Genomic DNA, 23,528 nt, shown 5'->3' with positions numbered 1-23,528 from the left:
GCCCGTCAAGCACGCACGCTGCCCAGATGGCGATTCAGCAGGCCTTCGACGCGTTTGAGCACGGTCGAAAGCACAGCCGTGATACCGACGTACACGATGCCGGCCAGCATCAGCGCGTCGGTCGTATAGGTTTCGATCGAGATGCGTCGCGCGACACCGGTCAGGTCGAGCACGGTAATCGTGCTGGCCAGCGCGGTCGACTTCAGCTGCAGCACGATCTCGTTGCCGAGCGTCGGTGCGACGATGCCGATCGCGCGCGGCACGATCACGAACCAGGTGAGCATGAAGCGGCTCATCCCGAACGCGAGCGCAGCCTCCTTCTCGCCGGCGGGAACGCCGGCGATCCCGCCGCGGATGTCTTCCGCCATGTAGGCCGCGAGATTGAGCGTCAGCGCGCACAACGCACACGAGAACGATCCGCCGACCAGCAGCCACAGAGGCGACGCACGCACGATCGCGAACTGCGCGAGCCCGTAATACAGCACGAAAATCTGCACCAGCAGCGGCGTGCCGCGAAACACCGACATGAACAGGCGGGTCGGTGTCGACAGCCACCGGCATGCCGACGTGCGCGCGACCGCCAGCGGCACCGCGAGCACGAACGCAAGGGCGCATGACAGCACCAGCAGTTCGAGCGTGATCCCTATGCCGCGCGCGACGTCCGGGCCGGACTGCACGATGAGGGAAAGAAAGTCGTTCATCACATGGCCCTCCTCAGGTGCGTCTTGCGTAACCGCGGCCCGCGATGCGCTCGAGCCACGCGAACACGGGGTTTGATGCGGCGAGAAAGCCGAAATAGACGATTCCGACCGTCACGTAGAAGACGAATGGCTGCTTGGTGAACTGCGCGGCGATGTTGGCCTTGCGCAACATGTCCTCGAGTCCGACGATCGACACCAGCGACGTGTCCTTCAGCAAGTTCTGCCACATGTTGTTCAGGCTCGGCAGGCAGATGCGCCACGCCTGCGGAAGGCGCACGTACCACAGTGTCTGCAGGCGCGTCATCCCGTACGCGCGCGCGGCCTCGATCTGTCCGGCCGGCACCGCGATGAACGCGCCGCGGAACATCTCCGACGAGTAGGCGCCGAACACCACGGCAAGCGCGATCACGCCGGCGGAGAACGGGCTGATGACAAGGGCGCCATCGAATTGCGCGTTGAGCAGATGCGACAGCCCGAAGTAGCAGATCAACAGGATCAGGAACTCGGGAATGCCGCGCAGGAAATTGGTCAACGCATAGGTCGCATGTCTGAGCCACCCCAGGCTCGACAGTTTTGCCGATGCACCGGCGATGCCGAGCAGCATGCCGACGCACAGCGCGGCGACTGCAAGCTCCAGCGTGACGAGCGCGCCAGCCGCGATCTGCGCGCCGTAGTTCACCAGGATATCCATCGTAATATCGCTCCGTGTAAGACCCGGATCGCGCAGGCCGCCGTCCGGCGCCCGCGCGGTACCGATGCGCAGTTATTGCGGCGCGATGCTGAATGGGAAATAGCGCTTGTTGGCTGCGGCGAACGTGCCATCCGCCTGCGCCTGCGCGATGCCCTTGTCGAACAGTGCCTTCAGCGGCGCGTCGCCCTTGCGTACCGCGATCGCCGTACCGTCGCCGAAGATCTCCGCATCGGCGATCGGCTTGCCGACGAAGTCGAAGCCTTCCTTCCTGCCGGCCTTCGTCAGCCAGTCGTACGCGACCGTGTTGTCGGCAAACACCGCATCGACGCGTCCGGCCTCGAGATCGAGCCAGGCTTCGTCGAGCGTCTGATAGACCTTCACGTTGATTCCCGACTTGCTCGCCGGCAGGCGGCGGCGCAGATAGGATTCGTGCGTCGATGCCGTCTGAACGCCGATCGTCTTGCCACGCAGCGTGGCGGCGTTGTCCGTGATGCCCGAGCCCTGCTTCGCGACGAGCTGCACGGGTGCCGTCGTGAAAATGCGCGTGAAGTCCACCGACTGCTCACGCTCCCGCGTCTTCGACATTTGCGCGAGCACCGCATCGATCTGCTTCGCCTTGAGTGCCGGAATCAGCGCGTCGAAATCCATCGTCACCCACTGGCACTTGACCTTCATCGTGTCGCACATCTTCTTGCCGATGTCGATCTCCATACCCTGCAGCTTGCCGGATGCATCCTTGTATTCGAACGGCGCGTAATCGGCGAGCGTGCCGACCCGCACGACCTGCTCGGCATGCGCGACCGATCCGAGCAATGCCGCGCCCACGCACAGCGACTGAAGCAGCTTTTTCATGGTTTCCTCTCCGGTTGACATTGAATCCGCATCAAATGATGCTGGACAGAAACTTCTGGAAACGCGGCGATTTCTGGCTCGCGAACACCTCATCGGGACTGCCGTCTTCCTCGATTCGTCCCTGGTGGACGAACACGACGCGGTTCGCGACTTCGCGCGCGAACCCCATCTCGTGCGTGACAACGAGCATCGTGCGTCCCTCGTCGGCCAGCGAGCGCATCACTTTCAATACTTCGCCGACGAGCTCCGGATCGAGTGCCGACGTCGGCTCGTCGAACAGCATCACGTCGGGGTCGGTCGCGAGCGCTCGTGCAATCGCAACGCGCTGCTGCTGGCCGCCCGACAGCTGGTTCGGATAGTGTTCGCACTTGCCGGCGAGCCCGACGCGTTCGAGCATCGCAATCGCCTTGTCGCGGGCGTCGCGCTTCGGCACACCGAGCACGCGCACCGGCACGAACATCACGTTCTGCAGCACGGTCATGTGTGCCCAGAGATTGAACTGCTGGAACACCATCGCCAGCTTGCGGCGCACGCGCATCACCTGCCGCGCGTCGGCCGCGACGAGCGCGCCGTCGCGGCCCGCCTGTTTCAGCGCCAGCGTTTCGCCATTCACGCAGATCCGGCCACGGTCGGGCATTTCCAGCAAGTTGATGCACCTGAGGAACGTACTTTTGCCCGACCCGCTGCTGCCGAGGATCGACACAACCTCGTGATTCCTCGCGGTCAACGAGATGCCCTTCAGCACCTCGACACCGCCAAACGACTTGTGAATATCCTCGACCACCAGCGCGTCAGCCGCCGGTTTGCATGCAGGAATTGCTGCTGGCATCCTCGACTCCTTCTTCGATACGTTGCTCACACCGCTCCGGTTCGCGCCGCGCCGGCCCGCGAGGGGCCCGCGCTTGCGCATCAGCTCGACAGCCGCCGGTTGCGCCTGAAGCAGACCACCTTCGGCTGCGTCATTTCCGTCATCGCGAACCGAACGCCTTCGCGGCCCAGCGACCCATGCTTGAATCCGCCGAACGGCATGCCGTCGAAGCGGTAATCGGACGAATCGTTGATCATCACGCCGCCCGCCTGCAGGCGCTCGGCCGCGCCGAGCGCCACCTCCAGGCTGCCGGTGAACACGCCTGCATGCAGGCAGCTCTCCGACGCGTTGGCCGCGTCGAACGCCTGCTGCAGGTCGGCGAATTTCTCGATCGTCACGACCGGCGCGAATACCTCGTCGGTCCATACGCGCGCGTCGTGCGGCACATCCGCGAGCACCGTCGGTTCGTATAGTGCCCCGCGCCGCCGATGGCCGGTCAGTACTGTCGCGCCACACGACACGGCTTCGTCGACCCAGCGTTCGATACGGATCGCCTGTTCCTCGCCGATCATCGGCCCTATGTCGGTCGCGTCGTCCAGTGGATCGCCGACGACCATCCTGCCGGTCAGTTCGACGAAATACCGGACGAACGGCTCGTACGCGGCTTCGGCGACGAAGATCCGCTGCGTGCCGATGCAGTTCTGTCCCGCCGCCCAGAACGCGCCGGACACGCAGGCTTCGGCGGCATCCTGCAGGTCGCAATCGGCCATGACGATCACCGGCGCATTTCCGCCCAGGTCCATCGCGACCTTCTTGAGTCCCGCTTCGCGCGTGATGGCTTCGCCGGTCTGCGGGCCGCCCGTAAAGGTCACCATCCGGATCCGCCGGTCGCGCACCAGAGCGGACGCGATATCCGCGCCGCCGTGCACGATCTGCAGCGCAGCGCGCGGCGCACCGGCTTCCCACAGCACCTCGACGAGCGCCTGTGCGGACAGCGGCGCGAGCAACGAGGGCTTCAGGATGACCGCATTGCCGGTCGCGATCGCCGGTCCGAGCTTGTGTGCGACGAGGTTCAGCGGGTCGTTGAACGGTGTGATCGCGAGAATCACGCCCAGCGGCTCCAGCGTGTAGTAGCCGCTGCGATCCTCGGAGCCGGGATACCCGTCGAACGGGATCGTCTCGCCGTTGAGTCGTTTCGCTTCCTCGCCCGACAGGCGCAGCGTGTTCACGCAGCGCGCGACTTCCTTGCGGGCCTGCCGCAGCGGCTTGCCCGCTTCGAGCGCGATCGTGCGTGCAAAGGTCTCCGCTTGTGCCTCCACGCGCGCGGCTGCGCGAGACAGGATGTCGGCCCGCTGGCTGCGTGGCATGGCTGCGGCTGCACGCGCGCCATCGAGCGCGCGCTCGACGAGGGCCGGCGCCGCGTCGGCGCGCGACAGACGAACCCGGCCGACGATCGTGCCGTCATACGGCGACCGAACCTCGGCTACGCCGGCTCCCGTACACTCGGTCATCACCGCATCGCGCGCGCTCATGCGGCCACCTCGTGCGAGGCTGCACCAATCCTGTCCGCGAGTTCGATAAGATCGGAGAGGATCGCAAACGCCGTTTCCTCGCGCCCCGCACCGGGCCCGCTGATCGTCACCCCGCCGAGCACGTCGGTGTCGAACGTGATCGCGTTCGTCGCGCCGCTCGCGGCAAGCAGCGGATGGCCGGCAGGCAGCTTGCGCGGTTCGACGCTCGCGGTGACGGTGCCGTCCGGATGGCGGACGGCAGAACCGATCAGCCGCCAGGACATGCGCTCCGCCACCGCTGCGCGCACGTCGTGCTCGGTCAGTTCGACGATGCCGCGGCACGTCACATCGCCCCGCTTGAGGCCGGCATTCCACAGCGCGTTCGCCAGAATGACGACCTTCAGCTGTACGTCCGAACCGTTGACGTCGGCCGCCGGGTTCGCCTCCGCATAGCCGCGCTGCTGCGCATCGCGGATCGCCGCATCGAAGCTCGCGCCGGCCTCGACCTCACCGAGCACGTAATTCGATGTGCCGTTCAGGATGCCGGCGAAGCTGTTGATGTCGCAGCCGCGCAGCGAGGTCGCGAGTTGCCGCAGCACCGGCGTGCCGCTCATCACCGTGCCCTCGTACATCACGCAAGCACCCGATTGCGCGGCGATCCGCTCCAGTGCCGGCTGCGCGAGCGCGATCGGCCCCTTGTTGGTCGTGATCACGTGCTTGCCGCATTCGAGCGCGGTACGGCAATGCGACAGCGCGGGCTCACCCGTGTTCGGGTCAGTGAAGGTCGCCTCGATGACGACATCCACGTGTTCCGACGCGATGGCCTTCAGCACCGCACCGAGGCCGACGTCCGGCGACACCAGCGTGCCGGGATCGCGACGTAGCGCTTCCGCGTCGACGCCCCGCCGCGCGGTTTCGTCGAGGACGTCCAGCGCGATACCGCGAGGATTCGTCGCAATCCCGAGCCGCAGGTCGGCGACCATCGTCACCGATACGTCGAGTCCCACCGCACCCAGCATCGCACGCTTCTTCTTGAGCAGTTCGACCAGTCCCTGATTGACTCCGCCGAAACCGACCAACGCCAGTTTGAGTTCCATCTTGATCATCTCCTGTTCATTGACTACATGGCACAGGTTAGTTATGCGAATTGATTTTCAAATTAGTCGTTTCGCCCGATTCAGGTAGTCACCCGTTGCGGTTTGTCACGCGGGACGGGCGGATCGCCAGTTCCCGCGCGAGACAAGTACGTCAGGTGGTCGGCGGTTCGTCGTCGCCGTCCTTGTCGACCGGTACGAACAGCCCGACCTTGACCGCGCTCAGCACGACGTTCGTGTTGATGCGGCGAATCATCGGGTTGCTCTGCATGATCCGCGCGGACAGCCGGTCGTAGGCCTCCACGTCGTGTGCGGTGATGATTGCGATCAGGTCGGCGGAGCCGGTCACGTAGTAGATCTGCTGGATTTCGTCATGCGCCTTCGACCACTCGCGGAACCTGGCGACTGTCTCGTAGTTTTCGCGTTCGATCTCGATTGCCGCAATGAACGTCATCGGCCTGCCGACCGCCGCGCGATCGACCACCGCGATTTCCGCCGAAATGATCTTTTCGGTGCGCATGCGCTTCAGCCGCTTTTGCACGGCCGACGTGGACAGACCGATCCGTTCGGCAATGGCATCCGCAGTCGCGGTGCAGTCGCGCTGGACGATATTCAGGATCTTGCGGTCGAAGGAGTCGAGTGCATCGGTCATGGCGTGGTCTGCCGGAGAACGGGGGCTTGCGTCAAAGATAGAAAGGCCGGGCCGATCTGAGCCCGACCAGATGCCGGACACGGTCGAACGCGGTGACGAGCGTTTCGCGCCACTGCGCGACCGGCCCGCAGATACACACGGGTGCGAAATGGATCGTATCCACACCCGCAGGAATACGGAACGGACGCTCGATGCCATCGTCCGATTCGGTCACGAGTGCGGTGCCGTCGACTTCGGTCAGGCTCATCAACAGATGGGCGCGGGCAGTCGTGCCAAGCATGTCGCGCAGGGGCGACTCGTTCTCGGACAATTGCTCGAGCAGCGGCAGTTCGTACGCGCCGGGCCACCAGGTGTCGTGCTCGTCGAGCCAGGGGCCGACGCCCGGCATTCCGACCATCTCGAGGATCCGGTCCGCGCCGAGATGCGCATAGGCGCGACACCGGCCGACCCCGTCGGACGAAGAACGCGCCAGCCAGCCGCCGGCGCTCGGGACAGGGTCCGTCAACACGACGTTCGCAGGCTTCAGTCGGCCGAGCATTTCAGCCGCACTTGCAGCGGATCGGTGCCCTGCGCGGGACCTCTGTGCGTGATCCGGGACGATCCTGTCCGGGACGATCCTGCACACCCACTTGGGACCATCCTGCAAGGCGGCGGGGGCGTCGCCGGCCCGGACTTGAGCGGTTCGCCTGCGGGCGTGTTCAACGATGGCGATTGGCGTGTCCGGCATACAACTCTCTCGTGCTTGCGGGGCGCGTCGTAGGGATCCTGGCGCACTTCGTGGATCGACTGACGATGTTGGCGGTTGAAGAAATAATATCGCGCGGATGCGACCAAAAAAATCTCAACAGCCAGGCATTTCGACGTAAATCGTCGAAAAAATCAGACGCCTGGATGTTTTGCATCCATCCAGGTTCCCGGCAGGTCCGGTGACGGGTGCGGGCGGGAAGACGACAGCATCGCGGTTACAGGCCAACACGCTCCGCGGATGCTCGATGTCTCGAGGCGAATCTGCTATCGGCCACGGGGGTTCACACCACGACGCCACCCCGACGAGCACGGTGATCGCTTGAACATCGAATCGCCGACGAAGCCCGCGATCATGAAGGAGACGGGCCCGCCCAGGGGGCCGATGACTCGAACCCACCGCAGGCGATCCATCGAACACGCGTGTCGGCAATGAATTGACGCGTTATTCCGTTGATCTACGTCGATACGCCGAGCTAGACGCCTTCCTGCAGTTGCAAACCCACGATGCCCACGACGACGAGAGCCATGCAGACCAGCCGCCCGAGGACGGCGGGCTCATGAAACCAGACGATGCCGACCAACGCCGTTCCCGCTGCACCAATTCCTGCCCAGACAGCGTAAGCGTCTCCCAGCGGGAGGACTGTCAATGTGAGACTCATTAGCCACACGCTCAGTACGGCTGCCACGATCGATATCCCGCCGGGCAGTACTTTTGTGTAGCTGTCGGAGAGCTTCATCGTCACGGAGAAGACGACTTCCAATACACCGGAAGCCACAACGATCGACCAGGCAACAAGCGGACTGGAGGCGACAAACATGGGTCTCACCTTCAGGTTGGATGTGGTCGACAGAGGCTATCAAAGTATTTCCTCTCATGGACATCAGGATCGAAGAAAGCGGCTGACTGACCAGTCGTGGATGTTATTTTTCACTTGACGCCGAACGCGCCAACGGGCTTCAACTCAAATGCCACGGACTACGGGGGCTCCGGAGTGAGAAAGTTATTTTCTCAACGCCAGTACCTATTCTTCATGTCGACAATACTCCACCGCGAATTGTCTCCGCCAACCGGCCTTCCCGCTTTCGATCTGCACGAATCATCTCGCTAGCGCGCTCCGCGATCATCAGGGTCGGCGAATTAGTGTTGCCGGATGTGATCGTTGGCATGACCGACGCATCGACAACCCGCAAGCCGCTCACGCCACGCACGCGAAGCCTGGAATCGACGACCGAGCCCGGATCGTCCGCCCTACCCATCCGGCAGGTTCCAACCGGATGAAAGATGGTTGTTCCGACGTTGCCGGCCGCATACTGCAACTCCTCCTCAGTCTGGAATTGAATGCCGGGCAGTATCTCCCGCGGGCGAAACCGCTCGAGCGCGGGTGCCGCAACCATGCGCCGGGTCAGCCGCAGCGCGTTGGCCGCGACGTGGCGGTCTTCCTCCGTGGACAGATAGTTGGGTGCAATACTCGGCGCCATCAGCGGATCATTCGACGTGATGTGCACGCTACCGCGCGACGACGGCCGCAATTGACAAACGGACGCTGTAAACGCGTCGAACGGATGCAGCGGTTCGCCGAACCGTTCGAGCGACAGCGGCTGCACGTGGTACTGAACGTCGGGGCGCGTCAGCGTCTTATCGTTCGGGTCCGACTTCGCAAACACGCCGAGCTGCGACGGTGCCATCGCCATCGGCCCGCTTCTGAACAGCCCATATTCGAGGCCGATCATCAGTTTGCCCCACCAGTGAGCACTGAGTGTGTTCAGGGTCCGCACACCTTCTACCTTGAAGGCCATGCGCAATTGCAGATGATCCTGCAGATTCTCGCCGACACCGCACAGATCTTGCACCACCTCGATTCCGAGCTTCGCCAGACGCTCGGCACTCCCGATTCCCGACAATTCGAGCAATTGCGGAGAATTGACGGCGCCGGCACACAGGATCACTTCGCGCTTTGCCTCGGCAATGCGCGGTTCGTCGCCGAGTCGAAACTCGATTCCGGCGCAGCGCTTGTTGTCGAACAGGAGTCGACGGGTCTGCGCGTTCGTCAGAATCGTCAGGTTCCCCCGCTTCGATACTGGCCGAAGATAACCTTTCGACGCATTCCAGCGAATGCCGTGCTTCTGATTGACGTCGAAATATCCGACGCCGGTGTTGTCGCCTCGATTGAAATCGTCCGTTGCGGGTATGCCGGTCTGTTCGGCGGCTTGCGCGAACGTTTCGAGAATGTCCCATTTCAGCCGCTGCTTTTCTACGCGCCACGGGCCGCCTGCACCATGAACATCACTTGCACCGCCGTGATAGTCCTCGCTCTTCTTGAACGTTTCGACCACCGAGTCCCATTGCCAGGACGAATCGCCCGTCACTCGCGCCCATTCGTCGTAATCCTCACGCTGACCTCGCATATAGATCATGCCGTTGATCGACGAGCATCCACCCAGAACCCGGCCTCTCGGATAGGACAGCGCCCTGCCGTTCAGTCCCGCCTCGTCACGGGTTTTGTAACGCCAGTCGGTCCGTGGGTTTCCGATGCAATAGAGGTACCCCACCGGAATGTGAATCCAGTGGTAGTTATCCTTCCCACCCGCCTCGATCAGCAGCACGGATACGTCGTCGTCCTCGCTCAAGCGATTCGCGACCGCGCAGCCAGCCGTACCCGCTCCGACCACGATATAGTCGAACTCGCCAACCGATCGCGTCGCGCGGGCTTCGTTGATCTCTCCTGCCGACATCTTGCCTCCTGGATTGTGTGCATAACGTCTGCGCGTCGTTCCGGACATTTGCCTCTACCAAGGCAGATCCGATAATCGCCAGTGCAGACGACGTCAGGTCGACGCCTGCCTCGCGACGGATCGGGAACGCAGCCATTCCATGGTGATCAGCAGCAGACTTGAGAAGACGATGAAAATGGACGCGAGCGCAGCGACCGTGGGCGTAATGTTTTCGCGAATCCCGATGAACATCTGAAGCGGAAGCGTTCCCTGCGTCGGACCGGCGATGAACATCGTGATCACGACGTCGTCCAGCGACGTAGCGAACGCAAACAGCGCGCCGGAAATCACCCCTGGCGCAATGATCGGCAACGTAACGGCAAAAAATGTTCGCACCGGCGATGCCCCCAGGCTCAGGCTGGCTCGCACATAGTTCTGGTTGAAGCCGGCAAGCGTCGCATTGACCGTGACCACGACGAACGGCGCGGCGATCACCGTATGCCCGAATATCAGGCCGGTATACGTTCCGGCCAATCCCCATCGTGCAAACAGCAGGTACATCCCGACACCGGTGACGATGACCGGGACGATCATCGGCGAGATCAGGATGGCGACCAGCAAACCCTTGCCCCTGAACGACGCCTTGTTCAATCCCAATGCCGCCAGCGTTCCGAGGACGGTCGCAACGATCGTCGCGATCGGCGTCACGATGAAGCTGTTTGCGCCGGCGCGCGCCCAGTCCGTGGACGTGAACAGATTGTGATACCACCTGAACGAGAATCCGTGTATCGGATAGACGAGAAATGAGTTCTCGTTGAACGAAAGCGGAATGATCGCCAGGATCGGCAAAATCAAAAACAGTAGCACTACGACGTTTGCCGATCGCAGTGCGTAATGCCATACGATTTCCTGCGTCGACATGTAGGGTGCGAAACGCTGCACGTGAGTTTTCATGATGCTAGGCCACCTTGATTTCCGAACCGACGATCCTTCGATAGAGCGCGAAGAGCACCAGCGTCACCAGGAGAAGGACTGCACCGAGCGCGCAGGCCATCCCCCAGTTCAGGGCCACGTTAGTGAAATAAGCGATGTAGTAACTGACCATCTGGTCGCCGGCGCCACCGAGCAGCGCCGGGGTGATGTAGTAGCCCAGCGAGGTAATGAATACCAGCAACCCGCCCGCGCCGACACCGGGAAGCGTCTGCGGCACGTAAACTTTCCAGAATGCCCCGAAAGGATGACTGCCGAGGGAAATTGCCGCTTTCGTGTAACTCGAAGGAATCGACTTCATCACGCTGTAGAGCGGCAGGATCATGAATGGCAGCAAGATATGCGTCATCGCGATCAACACCCCCGTCCGGTTGAACAGGAGCGACAGGGGCGTCGAAATCACCTGCAGCGCCATTAACGCCTTGTTGACGAGGCCCGCCCCCTGGAGAATGACGATCCACGCCGAGATCCGCACGAGAATCGATGTCCAGAACGGCAGAAGCACCAGGATCATGACGAGATTCGCCTTTCGAGCCGGCAGAATCGAGATCCAGTAAGCGAGCGGATAACCCAGCACCAGCGCCGCAAGCGTCACAAGCCCGCTGATCACGAAGGTCCGCATGAACACCGCGCGGTATGCGGACGCGCCGTTCTCGACCGGCACGATGCGGCCGCCCGAGTCCTCACGATAGTCGATCGTGGCAAGGAGATACTGGCTCGTGTAACGGGACGATACGCTGGCGATCGCCTGCCAGTAGCTCGTATCGGCCCAGCGTGGGTCGACTTCGATCAGGCGCTTTTGCATATCCTGCGCAGATATCGCCGCATCGTCATCGGTGAAAGGAAGCGCACTGGTCGTCTTGTAAAACAACGACCGGAATCCATCCTTCAGCCCGTTCAGCCGGCCGGCCGCGGTACCGGTATCGTTGTCGCCACCGTTGCTCTCCACGTCAAGGACCAGCGCACGGTAAGCCTCGGCAGGAACGGGTGACTTGCCATCCCAGTGGCGCAATGCCGAGGTCGTCTTCGGCAATGCATCGACCACCTCGGGACTTTGGACCGATCGAGAAATCATCGATGCGACCGGCATCACGAACACAAGCAGGATGAACAGAACGAGGGGCGCCACCAGTCCTAACGCCACGACCTCCTTTCGAAACTGAACGGCTCGCAGTGACCGCTTAAGCTGGCGTGTATTCCAACTCTGTTGCCGAGAAGTTATGGTGCTCATGCTTCTTCCCCCGGTCGTTACTTCGCGGCCCAAGCCGTAAAGCGCTGCTCCAGTGCGTCGCCGTGGTCCGTCCAGAACTCGACACTGTTGGGAATGGCGGTTTTGCCATTCTTCGCTGAATTGGGAAGCGCTGCCTGTGTCGCCGCATCGAGCATTTTCAGCGCTGCCTTGTTGGTCGGACCATACGGAATCTTCTGCGCGAACGCGACTTGTGCCTGGGGCTTGAGCACATACGAGATGTATTTTTCGGCCGCTTCCCTGTTCTTCGAGCCCTTCGGAATGACGAAGAAATCGAGTTCGTAAATACTCTGATCCCACGCTATACCGAGATTCTTGTTTCCTTCACGCACTGCCGCGTCGATGCGACCGTTATATGCGGTCGACATCGCGACGTCACCCGCAATCAGGAATTGTGGCGGCTGCGCGCCAGCCTCCCACCACTGGATGTAGGGCTTGAGTTCGTCCATCTTCTTGAACGCGCGTTCGACACCCGCAGACGTGCCGAGCACCGCGTAGACGTCCTTCGGCGCCACCCCGTCAGCCATCAGCGCGAACTCCAGGTTATAACGAGCCTCCTTCTTCAATCCCCGCTTTCCCGGAAATTTCTTGACGTCCCAGAAATCCTTCCAGCCTTGCGGCGCACCCTTGGTCAGCGCGGGGTTGTATGCGAGCACGGTCGACCACACGAACGTGCCGGCCGCGCAAGGTGTGGCAGCTCCGGCCATCAGGTCGCTCTTGTTGGCGATCTTGGGCCAGTCGAGTTTCTCGAAGAGACCATCCTGGCATCCGCGACCGACGTCCGCCGCTTCCACCTCCAAGACATCCCAGGTGACATTTCTGGCTTCGACCATCGCTTTGACCTTGGCCATGTCACCCGTGTACTGGATGGCGTTCGTCGCTATGCCGCTTTCCCTCGCGAACGGGTCCACCCACGCCGCCTTTTGGGCATTACCGGCCGCGCCACCATAGTTGACGGTCGTGAGACCATCGGCGAAAGCTGCCATCGACAGTGACGCGAACAACGCGGCGCAAATCGTTTTCGAATTCGATTTCATTGTCTCCTCCTACTGAGTGATAAAAACTAGAAAGTCAGCTCAAGATCTTCAGGTGGTCCTCACGGAACGACAGCGCAATCCTGTTTCCCTGACGAACATGCGACCGCCAATCGTGTTCGAGGGGAACCTTGACGAAACACTCGGCTTGCCCCGGGCCACGGCAACGCAGTCGGACGTGGTCGCCGAAATAAATTGCGTCGAGCGTTTCGGTGTCGATGACATTTCCCTCGTGGGTCGTAAACTTCGATTCGACGGAGAGCCGTTCCGGTCGAATAACCGCCGTCGCCTGGTTGCCGACGTCAACGGAAGCCACATTCAGTGCGTTCACCGTCGTCCCATCTGCGAGCCGAAGCTGGCAACGGTCACCGTTCCTTGCAACGACCGTGCCGCTCATCCGATTGTTATCGCCGATGAAATTCGCGACGAAGAGATTCGTCGGTGATTCGTACAAGCGATCCACGGTATCGAGCTGCTGAATCACGCCCTGGTCGAACACGGCAACACGATCGGACATCGTGAGTGCTTCACTCTGGTCATGCGTGACGTAGACGAAAGTCAGCCCGAGCTCCTCGTGAAGCGCCTTCAGTTCGAGCTGCATGTGTTCGCGCAATTGTTTGTCGAGCGCACCGAGCGGTTCGTCCATCAGCACGAGCCGAGGGTTGAATACGAGTGCTCGTGCCAGCGCAACGCGCTGCTGCTGACCGCCGGACAGCTGGCTGGGCATCCGTTTGCTCAGCTGACCCATGCCGACCATGTCGAGCGCTCGCTTGACCCTTGCCTCTCGTTCAGCGGGCGGCATTTTCCGAACCTTGAGCGGGTATTCCAGATTCTGCGCGACAGTTAGATGTGGAAAGAGCGCGTAGTTCTGGAACACCATCCCGATATTGCGTTTATGTGGCGGGATCCGATTCAGCAACTGGCCATCAAGCCAGATCTCGCCATCGGTTGGATACTCGAATCCTGCGAGCATCATCAGACAGGTCGTCTTTCCTGAGCCGGATGGGCCGAGTAAAGTCAGGAATTCGCCCTTTTGGATTTCAAGATTGAGATCCTTGACGACTAGCGTCTCGCCGTCGTAAGTTTTTTTGACGTGACGAAAGCTCACAAGAGCCTGGGTCGGATCGTGCATGGCTGTCTCCAATGTAAGAATATTCACATTCCGCCGTAGCCTTGCGCACGTCGGCTGTGTGTCGCGTTGACTCATCCGGCGAAGCGCCGGCACGACTCTCTCGTCGCCGCGACGTTCGTTTTGCACCGCGCTTCATGCGGAAATGCTCGACTGGTCGCGCGACTCGACGACGACATGCAACTAGCTGGGCAAATACTCTTCGGACCAGCTATCGCCGACCGCATGTCGGGCAATCAGTATCTCGATCTCGGCATCGTTGTATCCGAACTCGCGCAGGACGGCGTACGTCGATGCGCCGAATTTTTCGGCCGGTGCCAATGCGTGAATCCGGGCATGGCGCGGACGAATCGCGAAAGGATCGAGCTGCGTGACGCATCGACCGCTAGGATGGTTCGCATAGACGCTGAACGAATAGCTGCCGTTGTCGATACCTGGGCGATCGTCGCAGGGCCGACTGTTGTGCCGGCGGAGGTTGACGATGTTGTCAGGCACCGCCGCCGCGATGTTGGCGGCCTGCAACCGGGTCTGCCAGGTTTCGGCGGGTGCGGTACCCAGCGCGGAGGCGAGGAATGCAGCCGGATCCTTGGCGGCTGCGATTCCGCCTAGACCTTCTACTCGATCCAGTTTGTCCAGCTCATTCTCGCCGGTGTCCACATAGATCCAGTCGTCCGCGGCCCGGAAGAATCGGGACATCGCGCCATAGCCGATCACCTCGCGGCCGGACGGCTCGTCGAACGGCGGGCGATTCGCATAGTCATACGAGAACGGGATCTGCACCAGATTGCCAAGCGCCGACAAGGAAGTTCTCGCGCGGCCGACCTCGCCTGTTTTCGCCTTGCGGTAAAGCGCGGCAGCCACACCCAGTGCAGCCGCGAATCCACACATGACGTCGATCGTTCCGACATGCGCATGCTCCTCCGGCGTCTCCATGCCGCCACCGAATCGCACCATGATTCCGGTGCACGCCTGGATCAGATCGTCGTAGCCAAGGTAGTCGGTCCGCGGCCCGCGTCGTGGACCGCCGAAGCAGTCGAGCTGGCAGAAGATCACGCCGGGATTGATGGAACGCAGGCTTGCCTCGTCCAGCCCCAGCGGCTCAAGCTGACGATCCGGGGCATTCATGACGATCACATCGACAGACCGCGCGAGTCGAGCGAACACCTCGCGTCCATCCGGATGGTTCAGATCGACGAGCACGCTCCGCTTCCCACGCGCCGACGACATCCCGAAGACCACGGTATTCCACGGATCATAATTCGGCACGACGGGGTCGAGTTTGATGACATCGGCACCAAACCGGCCGAGAAACGACGCCGAATGGGGCCCGGCGATCACGTTCGTCAGGTCGAGCACACGCACCCCGTCGAGCCACCCCTGTGTGGGCGTCCCCGACGGAGCAGGCAGCTCGGTACGCTCCTGCTCATCCAGAATGGCTAACGCATCCCGGAAGGTCACCGGATGGCGGGACACCGGCGAGAGCATGGATTCGGCGCAGTCTTCAAGCCATGTGACCGGCCCCGGCTGCTTCATCACACCATATTCGAGATCGTCGACATTCACGACCAGGCCGGCAGTATTCGCGTGGTCGTCATGCAGCCACTCCCGCGTGGTCCGGTGTGCCGCTCCAGGGAAACCTCCTTCGCCGAAAATCTTTTCCCACTCGGCTGCTGTTTTCGTACGAAAAACTTCCTTCATACGCGCGGAAATCCGCTTCGCCCACTGCTCGGGTAACGGATAGACCCCTAGCGACGCGTTCCCTTCCCATTCGGAAATCGGCAGGTACGGATCGTCGATCTGCGGCAAGCCTGCCTCCAGCATTTCCTCGTACAGCCCCATCGCCTGCAGGCAGCGGCGTGCGTGCGAGCGATGTGACGGGCACACTGCATAAAACTTGCGGCCATCGGCACACTCATAGGTCCGGTAGAACGGATCCAGATATTCCTGCAGCGCTTCGTACGACAGATCCATCGGTAGATTGTTGGAGCGCCGCCGCTCGATTTCCTTTTCGCGCAGGGTCTTGTATCGCTCGGGGTAGTTCTCGATATCGATCGAGTTGTAGGAGAGCCCCTCCATCACAGCCGATGCCAGAGGGACCTCGATTTCATCTCCCATGCCTGTGCGCTGCCGCGCCTGCAACGCAAGCGCGACAGCCGAGACGGCCAGCATGGTGCCGTAGGCGGACGCGAGCGGCAAAGGCGAGAAACTCGGATTGATGCCCATCAGCACGCGGTTCTGCCCCATGTCCGTAAATACGCCCGAAGCGGACGCGATGATCGGCTCGAACGCGCGCCATTCGCGACGTAACTGGTCGTTGCTGGCAAAGCCTGGCATCGAGAGCGTGATCAGTTGCGGGCGTGCTTCACGCAACTTCGCGAAATCAAGACCCAGCCGCGCCATCACGCCCGGCCGAAAGTTCTCGATGACAACGTCCGCGCGCCGAATCAGATCTTTGGCTTCTTCCAAGCCTTTGTCGGTCTTCAGGTCGAGCCGCAGGCAATGCTTGCCGCGGTTGAGCACCGCATTGGCCGGGCTATCCCAAAGCGGCCCGGCTGGAGGATCGACGTGAATGACGGTCGCACCAAGATCCGCGAGGATCATCGCTACGGCTGGCCCCGCAATGTACTGGCCGAAATCGATGACTTTCACACCGCTGAACGGCAATTGATTGCTCTTTCCCATAATCCGCCGAGTCGCCTCCAGACTGGCCGCATCGCGCGACCGTCGATCATCGTGTTGTGGACAATCCCCCGTCACCGCCGGCCGGCCGCGTCGAGTCGCGGTTGGATGACGGTCAAACGGGATGGAAGCAACTTTCGGTGAGAAGCCGTGGTGGGTAAAGCAATAAAAAAAACGAGGATGGGTACGTTTTTTTTATGACTCGAGCAAATGATGGGCCGGTCAGAGATCGCATCCCGGCAAGCCGACTCGCATACGCAAACCACATGCGAGATCAGAATCTCGCGTGGGCCCCCTTAACCTGTGCACTGAGCCATTCAACGAACGCAGCCGCATGAGGGTTAACGATGTTGTGCGGGGAATAGACGAGGTAGAACGCCTCGCTGGTTGGAAGGCGTGGTTTCAGTGGCGCGATCAACTGGCCGGAGATCAGCATGTGCTCGACTAGAGACGACCGCGCAAGTGCAACGCCCTGACCGAGTTCAGCCGCCTTCAGGGCCGAAATCAGCGTGTCGAATTGCATCCCCTTCGACGAATCGACCTTCGATGCACCCGCCTTTTTGAGCCAGTATCCCCAGCCTTCCTCGTAGCCGAGCACATGGAGCAGTTCGTAATGCGCGAGGTCCTTCGGCACCGAAAGAGGCGCTTTGGGAGACAGCAACCCGGGAGCACAGACTGGCAGCAGCGTGTCCCAGGTCAGTCGCTCAGCACGCAGCCCCGTCCATTTCCCGTGCCCATAGCGGATCTCCAGATCGGCTTCGACATCAGTGACGCTGCTATCGCCTCCCCAGATATTGCTCGTAATGCGTAGATTGACGTTCGGATACCGCTTGCGAAAGTCCGGTATGCGCCATGCGAGCCAATGCGTGAAAAACACCAGACTCACTCGCACCGTCAGCACCTTCAGATGCCCTTGCCCAAAAATCTCGTCGGTGGCGGCAGCAAGCCGCTCTATCGCTTCATGCACGACTGGCAGGTAGGCGAGTCCGGCCTCGGTCAACTCGATGCCGCGCGGCAGGCGCTTGAATAACGCCGTACCGAGCTGGGATTCAAGTCCTTTCACCTGCTGGCTGATTGCGGCCTGGGTCAGATTCAACTCGGTCGCCGCGTGCGTGAAACTCAGGTGCCGGGCTGACGATTCGAATGCACGTAGCCAATTGAGCGGTGGAAGTCGTTTCATCGTGCGAATCGTTGCAATAGATCGGGTGGGCAAACGAGAATACCGGCATTCTATTGCACCGATGCGATCAGAATCGGGCGCTGGGCGCCGCGGCGGATGTCGAGAGACAACGACAAGTTACTCGCCAACGCGACATCATATGAGGGGTCGGCAATCCATAACGTATGGCAATCATGCCTCAGACAAAGACGAGGAGGATTCCACCGAAAAAATGTCGCTGATGAACTCGGTGCTACTCGCGCACCGGATGTGCGCGAAAGCAGGCAGCGCCCGGCACGGCCGCGACGAGCGACGAATACGTCCGTCAGTTGGGCCTACAGACCCAACTGACGGACCAACAGAACGCCGAAGACTAACATTGCCCTTGGCACTGAAAACCGGGGCCGCGCATTTTTAACCTCGGACTCCAACCGCAGTTCGGACTAAAACCGGGGCTGATCACAACGACTATCTCTCATAGACAAGACCAAAGCCAATCGGATAAAGAGGATGTGCCGTGTCGTGCGGCACGTCTGGGCGCTGACGCGCCACCTCGGTCATTGACGAGGGCAGTTCGAAAGGCAATTTGCCTGCGGGGCTAAGCTTTCCCGTGAGAACGTCGAACAACGCAGCGTCACTGACTCCAAAGTTACCGATCAGAGCGGTCGCTTTAGAGCGTACGTTGGTAAGAATCGCTGGGCGATCGAGGTAGACCGTCACGATTGTCGGCACACGTCGGCTTACCGCTTCAATGGCGGCATAGTCGGGATTGCTTTCGCCAAACGCGAGATCGCCTTCGTTGTAGCGTGCGCCGAAGAAATAGTTGGCATGCGGGCGCTCGAATGGCGTCGTCACGCGCAAGATCGCCAGATCGGCGTCTTCTAGCTTGTCCACCGGTTTAAAGCCGGCTCGGCGAGCGGCGTCAGCGTCCACGTGATACAGGAACACTCGCTGTGCAGACGGATGCAAGGGCAAAAAATTTCCCTTGTTCTCGAGCAGTACGAGCGAACGAGCCTGAGTCTCCTTTGCTTTTTCCGCAAAGGCGGCATTGCCCACCACTCTCGAAGCCCGCTCCGGATCGATGTAGGGATTCTCGAAAAGCCCAAGCTTGAATTTCAGCTCCAGAATTCGAGTCACCGAGGCATCCAGACGAGTTTCGGACAGTCGTCCTGACTTCACAAGCTCAACGATCGGCGTCGGGTCGTCGATTCCGCCGAACTGATTGACACCCGCATTCAGCGCCTTCAAAAAGCGCTCGGCTTTCGGCAGATTCTCAACGCCCCACGGCATCGCGATGTCGGCTGGCGTGGCCTTTTTGCCTGGAGCGGCTCCATGCAGGCAAACCTCGTCGCAGTCGTCGACGATTCCCCAATCGGTCAGGATGATGCCGCCGAATCCAAAACGACCGCGGAGCAGCTCAGTCAGCATCTGTCGGCTAAAACCGGCACCGACTTGTTCCAGCGGACCCTCTACTCCGCGGACATTCAGATCTTTTGGAGGCATGCTGTACGTTGGCATCACCGCAGCGACTCCCGCGTCAAACGCGCCTTTGAATGGCGTCAAGTGGCTTTCGAGCGTTTCAGTCGACAGATCGGTGAAGCGACCATAGTGATTGTGCCCGTCGTAGCCGTTCACAGATGCGCCATAGCCAACCCAGTGCTTGACGACTGTCGCAACGCTCGTATCGTCGATGCCGTGAGCACCCTGGAAGCCAAGAATGTACGCATTGACCAGCCGCCGGGCCATTTCTGGATCCTCGCCGAAGGTACCCTTGATACGTCCCCACCGCGGCTCGGTCGCGAGGTCCGCCTGGGGAGACAGCGCCATGCGAATTCCGATAGCGCCGTACTCCTGCCGAGCGATATCCGCAAACTGTCGCACCAGGCCAGCGTCGCCGATCGCGGCAAAGCCTGGGGGATCGGGCCACTGAGAGAAGCGACCCGCTGCGACGCTTGCCCCAGCCTGGTAGTCGAATCCATTACGCGGGTCCGAACTGATCGTAAGCGGAATACCAAGGCGCGAATGTTCGGCGATCGCCTGCGCCTCGTTGTACTCCCTCGCGAGATCAGCGGGATTCCCGCTCAGGCGCGTGATGAAAGAATTGACATGTGAGCGTTCAATCAGGTTTCCGAGTCGATCGAAATCCCAATGATCCCCGGCACCTGGAACCGGAGCGTGACCCAGTGATGGAGCGGTACCGTGCATCATGGTCCCGGCCTTTTCCTCAAGTGTCATCCGCGCGGTCAGATCGCGTGCGCGCGTCTCGGCACTTAGTCTCCAGTCTTCGTACGGATGCAAAACTCCGTCATGTGCGAGATCTTTGAAGACCAGGCCGTCCACATGAATCAGTGAATCGGAGCGAGCGCCTATGAAAGGCTGCCTCGTTGAACCGCTCGGAGGCGTCGTGCAAGCGGCCGCTGCGATTGCGCACGCGCACACGACGAACCTTGCTGGAAAACGAATGTTAGGAATATGCACGTTCGAGTCCTTAAGAGCCAACGCGATCTGCGCACAGGTGATATAGATCACCTGTGTAAGTAGATCAAGTTCAGTTAGAAGCGGAAGACGGCACGTGCAGTGATAACGTCACCATGATCGCTCGGGCTGCCGGACGTCGCGGTCGTTGCCTTGTCGCTGTGCGCAACAAAATGGTCATATGTCATCTGCAACTGCATGCCTTTCCACAGCGTGTATGCCGCACCCAGTTCGTACACGCGCAACGTCCGTGCACCGGGGAGTGTCATTTGTCCCGGGTCCTGTCCGTAGCGATATGCGCCGCCTACGACCCACCGACCAAAGCGGTACTGAGCTTCGAGCGAATAGTTGTAGGTATTTGCGTTATAGATCGGGGAGCTTGCCGTGCCATGCTTTTGCTGGGCGCTCTTGCCCAGATAGAGCACGGACGGTCCGATTGCAAAGCCGCCGTACTCGACGCGGAATGCGGCCTGATAGGCCCTGAGATCGTAGAACGTGCCGCCCACGGTCGTCGCCGTGGGAACGGACTTGCCAGTCATATAAACGAAGTCGCCCAACAGTCTCACGTCACCGAATTTCTGATCGTAGTCGAAACCGACTTCAATCAGATTGCGGAAAACTGCGTCATAACCAGTCCCGGTGAGCGCGGTAGACGTCGTGTAATTGAGCCGATTGGTACTAATGTCGTACGCGTCGTTCCGGGGCGTCCAATCGAAGCCGAAGCGGAACCCGGCGAAGCGGGGCGACATGTACATCACTTTGCTCGCATTGTTGTCAACCGCAAGCGCCGGCCAAACGACGCTCGTACCCATCAGTGCCCCCATTACACCGCCGCCGATGTCCGCACCCTGGTACCGGCCATTGATCGCATCTACGCCTTGTGCTCCTCCTGTAGTGCCGCCGTTGGGAACCATGAAGCCGAGCGCAGTGTCGAAGCGGCCGGTAGGCAAGTAATCAAGCGCGAACGGAAAGTAGCTCTCGTCGCCATAGCCATTGCGAACGCCAGCGCTGAAATCACCATAGGGTCCTCGCGCGTATAGAAACGTGCGGTCTGGTGCGTTGACGCTCTGATCGCCCTTCGCGACAACGTAACGAACGAGACCGCCATAACTGAATCCGCCGTTAGCCTGCACTTCAGGGTTGACGATAAATCTGAAGCGCTCCCGTACCGCACTCGAGTTGAGATGAGAGTCGTTAGCCTGGCTTACGTATCCCCCCTCGACAACAACATCACCGCGCAACCGCGTGACTACGCGGCCGAGTGTCAAATCCGGGATCATGCCTGAATAGAGTGCCGGAGGCGCGATCGTGTCGAGTGCGCCCGACGGTGTCACGCTAGCGGCCTCCGATCCTGGAGCCGTATCGGCTTTGCGACGCGCGATGGCTTCGGCCTTGCGCGACGAGTTCCCGGATTCAGGGGAGTCAGTACTCGTCGACGTCATCGAATCGGTCAATGCGGAACGCGATGCGGGCATTTGCTGGTTAACCTGCATGCGTAGATCGCGCATTTCCGCCTGTAATTGTTCGATTTGCGCATTTTGCTTCCGGACAAGTTCCATCAATTCCTCGTTGCCACCAGCCCACGCGGGTCCAGTCGCAATACTCAGCGCTATCGCGCCCACCGGAATCAGATTGTCGGTTCCTATCCTCGAACGACGACTTCTTTTCTGCTCACTCATGATCTCCGCCCACGTCGTTATTTAATTAAATATGAATGCAATTAAAGTCAGTATTACTAAATATAAAATTAGCAAACGCTTGCTTCTATCTTTGAAGTCTCCAAACTGCTATCCCCCTTCCTATAGAAGCTTTACGCCAGAGAAAAACCGTCGACCGGCAGCGGTTACCTCACCTTCCAAACCGAGACAGTAGACACAAGCTCCCTGGCTCTCTGATTGAGCCCGTCGGCCATCCGAACCGACTCTTCAACCAAGGCCGCGTTGCTCTGGGTGACATGGTCGATCTGCTCAATCGCCGCGCCAATCTCCTCGACGGTGACTCGCTGGTCAGCGGCGGACGCACTCATCTCTGCACTTTGACCGGAGGCTTGGCGCGCGGCCGCAACGATACGCAGCATCGTTTTTGCGACATCGCCCGCAACCCTTGCGCCTTGCTCGATCGTGGTTTTCGAACGCCCCACAATGGCCGCGATTTCACTCGCTGCCCCTGCGCTCTTCTGAGCAAGATTGCGGACCTCGGCTGCCACTACCGCAAAACCTCGACCATCCGGCCCGGCTCTCGCAGCTTCGACCGCCGCGTTGAGCGCCAGGATGTTCGTTTGCGCTGCAATTTCGTCGATCTGATCGGCCATGGCGGCAATTGCGCCAGAGTCTGTGATCATCGCCCCCATCGCTTTGACGATATCTTCGACGCGAGCAGCGCCCTCGGCTATCAGCTGAGAGGTTTCCTCCACGAACCGATGGGTTTGTTTGGCGAGTTCCGCGTTCGTCGTCACTGTCGCCGTAAGTTGCTGAATGGTTGCCGTCGTCTGCTCGACGGCCGCGGCCTGCTGTTCCGTGCGGGCAGCAAGATGCGCGTTCTCGCCGCGCATCTGTCCGATGGTGTCCTCGATCGACGACACCGCATCCTGAACGCGCAAGATCGTTTGTATCAACGCGGCCTGCATTTCGCGTATGGATGTGAACAAGCGCTTGGCTTGCGTCAGCTCGGTAACGACAACCGTCCGACTGAGGTCGCCTTTCGCGACTGCACTCACCGCTTTCATCGCGCCGTCCAATGGATGGATGATCTTGCGATTCAACCAGCACCGCAGCCCGACAGCAGATACGGCACTGACCGCGACGATAAGGACAACCCCAATCAGCAATCGGTGCAAGGCGATCTGCATCGGGTAGCAAGACATTCCTCCGGCGGCCACGCGATCCGCATGACACGGCACGCCACTCCCCGACAAGCCCGGGACGACGAAAAGCATGACCGTGGCGAGCCCTAGTACCAAGAGGAGGCTGAAGAGCCAGACGCCCGTAACCAAGGTCAGCGCTGCGGGAATACGAAGTTTGCTCAGTACCAACGTCTTCTCTCCGT

At 60.7% G+C, this 23,528-nt stretch carries 19 protein-coding genes; all 19 read right to left on the bottom strand.

The features are described from left to right. Positions 1–5 precede the first annotated feature (5 nt). The 19 genes from ACVK00_RS08790 to ACVK00_RS08700 all read right to left on the bottom strand — a co-directional run bounded on the left by ACVK00_RS08790 (position 6) and on the right by ACVK00_RS08700 (position 23,514). Positions 6–701 carry an ABC transporter permease gene (locus ACVK00_RS08790; RefSeq protein WP_284895408.1) on the bottom strand — a complete coding sequence of 232 codons (696 nt, stop codon included), beginning with the start codon at positions 699–701 and terminating at the stop codon, positions 6–8. Between the two features lie 13 nt (positions 702–714). Beyond that, entirely contained in the window at positions 715–1,392 is a 678-nt protein-coding gene (locus tag ACVK00_RS08785) for an ABC transporter permease (RefSeq protein ID WP_284895409.1), read from the bottom strand. Positions 1,393–1,464: 72 nt separating this feature from the next. Next, on the bottom strand, positions 1,465–2,244 hold the full coding sequence (locus ACVK00_RS08780) for a transporter substrate-binding domain-containing protein (RefSeq protein WP_284895410.1): 780 nt from the start codon (positions 2,242–2,244) through the stop codon (positions 1,465–1,467). 31 nt (positions 2,245–2,275) lie between these two features. Continuing rightward, the gene (locus ACVK00_RS08775; RefSeq protein ID WP_011659273.1) at positions 2,276–3,073 is read right to left on the bottom strand and encodes an ABC transporter ATP-binding protein; all 798 of its coding nucleotides are present in this window, start codon (positions 3,071–3,073) and stop codon (positions 2,276–2,278) included. 80 nt (positions 3,074–3,153) lie between these two features. Next, a complete protein-coding gene (locus tag ACVK00_RS08770) occupies positions 3,154–4,584 on the bottom strand; it encodes an aldehyde dehydrogenase family protein (RefSeq protein ID WP_284895411.1) in 1,431 nt (476 codons plus the stop codon). Next, entirely contained in the window at positions 4,581–5,660 is a 1,080-nt protein-coding gene (locus ACVK00_RS08765) for a homoserine dehydrogenase (RefSeq protein WP_354123269.1), read from the bottom strand. Before ACVK00_RS08765 ends, ACVK00_RS08770 begins: the two co-directional genes overlap by 4 nt. Positions 5,661–5,811: 151 nt before the next feature. After that, positions 5,812–6,390, bottom strand: coding sequence for an Lrp/AsnC family transcriptional regulator (locus tag ACVK00_RS08760; RefSeq protein WP_284895413.1), 579 nt, complete (start codon positions 6,388–6,390; stop codon positions 5,812–5,814). After that, positions 6,341–7,036: a hypothetical protein gene (locus ACVK00_RS08755; RefSeq protein WP_284895414.1), complete on the bottom strand. Its 696-nt coding sequence runs from the start codon at positions 7,034–7,036 to the stop codon at positions 6,341–6,343. The genes ACVK00_RS08760 and ACVK00_RS08755 overlap by 50 nt, the downstream gene beginning before the upstream one ends. A 493-nt stretch (positions 7,037–7,529) precedes the next feature. Next, positions 7,530–7,874, bottom strand: coding sequence for a DMT family transporter (locus tag ACVK00_RS08750; protein WP_011659278.1), 345 nt, complete (start codon positions 7,872–7,874; stop codon positions 7,530–7,532). Positions 7,875–8,085: 211 nt separating this feature from the next. Next, positions 8,086–9,789: a GMC family oxidoreductase gene (locus ACVK00_RS08745; protein WP_284895415.1), complete on the bottom strand. Its 1,704-nt coding sequence runs from the start codon at positions 9,787–9,789 to the stop codon at positions 8,086–8,088. A gap of 93 nt (positions 9,790–9,882) precedes the next feature. Next, positions 9,883–10,722, bottom strand: a complete 840-nt coding sequence (locus tag ACVK00_RS08740; protein ID WP_284895416.1) for an ABC transporter permease — start codon at positions 10,720–10,722, stop codon at positions 9,883–9,885. A gap of 4 nt (positions 10,723–10,726) precedes the next feature. After that, entirely contained in the window at positions 10,727–11,989 is a 1,263-nt protein-coding gene (locus ACVK00_RS08735; RefSeq protein ID WP_284895417.1) for an ABC transporter permease, read from the bottom strand. 17 nt (positions 11,990–12,006) lie between these two features. After that, a complete protein-coding gene (locus ACVK00_RS08730) occupies positions 12,007–13,044 on the bottom strand; it encodes a polyamine ABC transporter substrate-binding protein (RefSeq protein ID WP_284895418.1) in 1,038 nt (345 codons plus the stop codon). 34 nt (positions 13,045–13,078) lie between these two features. Beyond that, a complete protein-coding gene (locus tag ACVK00_RS08725; protein WP_284895419.1) occupies positions 13,079–14,173 on the bottom strand; it encodes an ABC transporter ATP-binding protein in 1,095 nt (364 codons plus the stop codon). A gap of 180 nt (positions 14,174–14,353) precedes the next feature. Then, the gene (locus ACVK00_RS08720; protein WP_284895420.1) at positions 14,354–16,852 is read right to left on the bottom strand and encodes a CoA transferase; all 2,499 of its coding nucleotides are present in this window, start codon (positions 16,850–16,852) and stop codon (positions 14,354–14,356) included. Between the two features lie 271 nt (positions 16,853–17,123). Further along, positions 17,124–18,029: a transcriptional regulator GcvA gene (gene gcvA / locus ACVK00_RS08715; protein ID WP_284895421.1), complete on the bottom strand. Its 906-nt coding sequence runs from the start codon at positions 18,027–18,029 to the stop codon at positions 17,124–17,126. Between the two features lie 447 nt (positions 18,030–18,476). Beyond that, on the bottom strand, positions 18,477–20,537 hold the full coding sequence (locus ACVK00_RS08710; protein ID WP_284895422.1) for a glycoside hydrolase family 3 protein: 2,061 nt from the start codon (positions 20,535–20,537) through the stop codon (positions 18,477–18,479). Positions 20,538–20,560: 23 nt separating this feature from the next. Next, positions 20,561–22,162, bottom strand: coding sequence for a porin (locus ACVK00_RS08705; RefSeq protein WP_284895423.1), 1,602 nt, complete (start codon positions 22,160–22,162; stop codon positions 20,561–20,563). A 164-nt stretch (positions 22,163–22,326) separates the two neighbouring features. Next, positions 22,327–23,514 carry a methyl-accepting chemotaxis protein gene (locus tag ACVK00_RS08700; protein WP_284895424.1) on the bottom strand — a complete coding sequence of 396 codons (1,188 nt, stop codon included), beginning with the start codon at positions 23,512–23,514 and terminating at the stop codon, positions 22,327–22,329. Between the last annotated feature and the right edge of the window lie 14 nt (positions 23,515–23,528).

It is taken from the genome of Burkholderia sp. PvR073, assembly GCF_054055695.1.
Note: the sequence above shows the minus strand (reverse complement) of the source record. Positions and strands in the feature narration are given on the sequence as shown.

Coding starts and splice junctions, on each gene's coding strand:
- ACVK00_RS08770 (WP_284895411.1), bottom strand. CDS start 4,584: ATGAGCGCGCGCGATGCGGTGATGACCGAGTGTACGGGAGCCGGCGTA.
- ACVK00_RS08750 (WP_011659278.1), bottom strand. CDS start 7,874: ATGTTTGTCGCCTCCAGTCCGCTTGTTGCCTGGTCGATCGTTGTGGCT.
- ACVK00_RS08735 (WP_284895417.1), bottom strand. CDS start 11,989: ATGAGCACCATAACTTCTCGGCAACAGAGTTGGAATACACGCCAGCTT.
- ACVK00_RS08705 (WP_284895423.1), bottom strand. CDS start 22,162: ATGAGTGAGCAGAAAAGAAGTCGTCGTTCGAGGATAGGAACCGACAAT.
- ACVK00_RS08790 (WP_284895408.1), bottom strand. CDS start 701: ATGAACGACTTTCTTTCCCTCATCGTGCAGTCCGGCCCGGACGTCGCG.
- ACVK00_RS08720 (WP_284895420.1), bottom strand. CDS start 16,852: ATGGGAAAGAGCAATCAATTGCCGTTCAGCGGTGTGAAAGTCATCGAT.
- ACVK00_RS08755 (WP_284895414.1), bottom strand. CDS start 7,036: ATGCCGGACACGCCAATCGCCATCGTTGAACACGCCCGCAGGCGAACC.
- ACVK00_RS08725 (WP_284895419.1), bottom strand. CDS start 14,173: ATGCACGATCCGACCCAGGCTCTTGTGAGCTTTCGTCACGTCAAAAAA.
- ACVK00_RS08765 (WP_354123269.1), bottom strand. CDS start 5,660: ATGGAACTCAAACTGGCGTTGGTCGGTTTCGGCGGAGTCAATCAGGGA.
- ACVK00_RS08785 (WP_284895409.1), bottom strand. CDS start 1,392: ATGGATATCCTGGTGAACTACGGCGCGCAGATCGCGGCTGGCGCGCTC.
- ACVK00_RS08730 (WP_284895418.1), bottom strand. CDS start 13,044: ATGAAATCGAATTCGAAAACGATTTGCGCCGCGTTGTTCGCGTCACTG.
- ACVK00_RS08740 (WP_284895416.1), bottom strand. CDS start 10,722: ATGAAAACTCACGTGCAGCGTTTCGCACCCTACATGTCGACGCAGGAA.
- ACVK00_RS08780 (WP_284895410.1), bottom strand. CDS start 2,244: ATGAAAAAGCTGCTTCAGTCGCTGTGCGTGGGCGCGGCATTGCTCGGA.
- ACVK00_RS08745 (WP_284895415.1), bottom strand. CDS start 9,789: ATGTCGGCAGGAGAGATCAACGAAGCCCGCGCGACGCGATCGGTTGGC.
- ACVK00_RS08775 (WP_011659273.1), bottom strand. CDS start 3,073: ATGCCAGCAGCAATTCCTGCATGCAAACCGGCGGCTGACGCGCTGGTG.
- gcvA (WP_284895421.1), bottom strand. CDS start 18,029: ATGAAACGACTTCCACCGCTCAATTGGCTACGTGCATTCGAATCGTCA.